The organism is Achromobacter sp. K91, assembly GCF_003576205.1.
Classification (GTDB): domain Bacteria; phylum Pseudomonadota; class Gammaproteobacteria; order Burkholderiales; family Burkholderiaceae_B; genus Achromobacter; species Achromobacter aegrifaciens.
On sequence record NZ_QWFB01000023.1, the window covers coordinates 1 to 3,430 of the forward strand.

The 3,430-nt window shown below is 71.3% G+C and carries 1 protein-coding gene; it reads right to left on the reverse strand.

The annotated features are described in order from the left end of the window. Positions 1 to 3,402: hypothetical protein (locus DXK93_RS06195; RefSeq protein WP_158598548.1), on the reverse strand; the 3,402-nt coding region annotated here is incomplete at its 3' end. Between the last annotated feature and the right edge of the window lie 28 nt (positions 3,403 to 3,430).

Consider the following 3,430-nt stretch of genomic DNA (forward strand, 5'->3'; position numbering starts at 1 on the left):
TTGTCTCGTGGGCTCGGAGATGTGTATAAGAGACAGGAGGGCGGCCGATCCCGCGGCCACCATTTCGCCGGCGGTGCTGAGGTCACGCCCGGCTTGGACCGTGACGCCCTTGCCCTGCGTCTTGCTGGCCGCGCCCAGCAGCAGATCGCTGCCGGCGTTCACGGACAAGCCGCCGCCGTAGGCCAGCGCGCTGCCGTCCACGCGCAACTCGCGTGTTGCGTCGATTGCGATGCCGCCATCACTCAGGGCAGCGCCCGCGAGGCTGGCGTCCTGGCCCGCGCTCAGCGTCATGTTCTTGGACGATTGCAGTTGCGCGGCCTGTCCCGTGCGCAGGTCCTTGCCTGCCCGCAGCGACAAGGCGTCGCCGGACAGCAGCTTGCCGTCCACCGTAGCGCCGTCCACCGATACGAAAGTCAACGCGCCCTGGCCGGCCAGTTCGCCCGCGACCGACAACGCGTCGCCGCTCTCGCCGCGCAGCGCGCCGCCCGCCAGCGCCTTGCCGGCGCTGCCCACCGTCAGGTCGCCGCCGGCGAGCAGCTCGATTGCGCCCGATACCGCGGAAGTCGTACCGTCCAAGCGCAGCGCACCGGCTGCCTCGATGCGGTTGCCCAAGTTGCTGCGCACAGCACCCGCCAGCATCGCATCCTGCCCTGCCTTGAGTCGCGCCTTGCCTTCCGCATCCAGTTGCGCGGCTTGGGCGATGGCCAGATTGCGCCCGCCATCCAGCTTCAGGTCGCCTGCGGCCACGGTCTTGCCGCCGAGGCTGGCATCGCGGCCTGCGACCAGTGCGATATCGCCGCGCGAAGCCATGGTCCCCTCTGCCAGCAGATCGCCGCCGGCGCGCGCGGCTACGCCCTCGCCCTGCGTGCGGCTGGCGTCGCCCAAGCGCAGATCATTGCCAGCGTCCATCGACAGTTGACCGCCGTAGGCCAATGCCGCACCATCCACGCGCAGATCGCGCGCGGCGTCCAACGTCAGACTCTTGTTGGCTTCCGCCTCGCCTGCCAGGACCAGATCCTGGCCCGCGCGCAACTGCATGGCGTCTTCCGATTGCAAGCGTGCATCCGCGCCTGCCACCAACCGGCCCAGCGTTTCCAGCAGCAGCGGACCGCCGGCCAGCAGCTTGCCATTGACCGTCGCGTCGCCGGCGGCCTGAGCCGTCAAGCCGGACAGCGAGGACACCGTGCCCGCCACGTTCAGCGCGCCCTTCGCGACCATGGACAAGGGACCGCCGGATTGGGCGCTGCCGCCCACCGTCATGTCGCCGTCCGAGGCCAGGGTCAATGCGCCCTGCGCTGCACCCGCCGTGCCGTTGACGCCCAGCGCGCCCCCAGCACGCAGTTCCGTGCCCTGGTTGCTGAGCACGCCGCCCGACAACGTCATGTCGCCGCCGGCTTGCAGGCTGGCCACGCCGGTCGCTTCCAGCTGGCCCGTGACTTGCGCCGTGTCTTGCGCACGCAGTGTTATGCCGCCGTCGGCGCTGAGCCTGGAACCGATGACCGCGTCCCGGCCCGCGGTGAGCGTCACGGAGCCCGGCGCCACCATCTCGCCGCCAGCGCCCAAGTCGCGCCCAGCCAGAGCGCTGATGCCTTTGCCCTGGGTCTTGCTGATGTCGCCCAGCCACAGATCGCGACCGGCGCTCATCGACAAGCCGCCGCCGTAGGCCAGCGCGCTGCCGTCCACGCGCAGCTCGCGTGCTGCGTCGATCGCGATGCCGCCATCGCTCAAGGCAGCGCCTGCGAAGCTGGCGTCCTGGCCCGCGCTCAGCGTCATGCCCTTGGACGATTGCAACTGAGCCGTCTGTCCCGTGCGCAGGTCCTTGCCCGCACGCAACGACAAGGCGTCGCCAGACAGCAGCTTGCCGTCCACCGTTGCGCCGCCCACCGATACGAAAGTCAACGCGCCCTGGCCGGCCAGTTCGCCATCCACGCGCAACGCACCGCCGCTTGTGCCGCTGAGCGCGCCGCCCGCGTATGCCTTGCCCTGCGCGCCCACGGACAGGTCGCCGCCCGCGAGCAAATCGATGGCGCCCGCGACCGAGGAGGTTTCTCCGTCCAGCCGCAGCTTGCCAGCGGCGTCGATGCGTATGCCCTGATTGGTGCGCACAGCGCCAGCCAGCGTGGCGTCCTGCCCAGCCTGGATTTGCGCCGAGCGTTCCGCCTCCAGCTGCGCGCCCTGCGCAATGGCCAGGTTGCGTCCTCCCGCCAGCGTCACATCGTTGGTGGCGACCGTCTTGCCGCCGAGCTGCGCATCGCGCCCCGCGGTCAACGCGATATCGCCGCGCGCGGCCATCGCGCCGTCCGACTGCAGGTCACCGCCCGCGCGCGCCGACACGCCCTCGCCCTGCGTGCGGCTGGCATTGGTCAAACGCAGATCCTGGCCCGCATCCATCGACAAGACGCCGCCATAAGCCAGCGCCGCGCCGTCCACGCGCAGGTCGCGGCCCGCGCCCAGTGTCAGGCCAGCATTGGTTTCCGCCACGCCGGCCAGAAGCATGCTCTGGCCAGCGCGCAGCTGCATGGCGCCGTCCGATTGCAGACGCGAGTCCGCGCCCGCCGCCATCTGGCCTATCGCTTCCAGCAGCAGCGGACCGCCGGCCAGCAGCTTGCCGTCGACCGCGGCATCGCGCGCGGCCTGGGCCGTCAATCCGGCCAGCGAGGAGACCGTACCCGCCACGTTCAGCGCGCCCTGCGTGCTCAACCTGACCGGGCCGCCTGCCTGCGCGCTGCCGCTGACCGACAGGTCGCCGCCGGAAGCCAGCGTCAGTTCACCCGCTGCCGCGCCCACCACGCCGCTGATGGCGAGCGGGCCCGCCGCGCGCATGTCCACGCCGTGATTGCCGCTCAGGCTACCTGCAAGCGAAATGCCTGCTCCGGACTGCAGCCGCGCGCGGCCCAGCGCTTCCACCTGTCCGGTGACGGCCGTGGCGCCTTGCGCGCTCAGGTCCAGATCGCCGCGCGCCAACACCCGGGCGTCCACCGCGGCTTCGCGTCCGGCCTTCAGTTCAGCTGCCGTCTCCGACACCAGTTCGCCATCGGCTCGCAGATCGCGCGCCGCATCGATTCCCACACGCTTGCCCTGCGCCTTGCTGGCCGCGCCCATGCGCAGATCGCCGCCGCTCTTCAGGTCCAGCGCACCTCCATAAGCCAGCGCGCTGCCGTCCAGGCGCAGGTCGCGCGTGGATTCGACCAGCATCGCGCCATCGGTCAGGGCCGCGCCGGCCAGCGTGACGCCTGAACCCGCGCGTATGGTCATGCCTCCTGCCGACTGCAGCTGCGCGCCGGCCTCCGACACCGCGTCCGCGCCCGCCTGCGCCTGCAACACGCCGGACGCATAAACCTGGCGCGACAACAGCATGTCGCGTCCCGCCTGCAGCGTGACGCCTTCCTTCGCGGAAACCACGCCACCCGCCGTGGAACGCCCGCCGCGG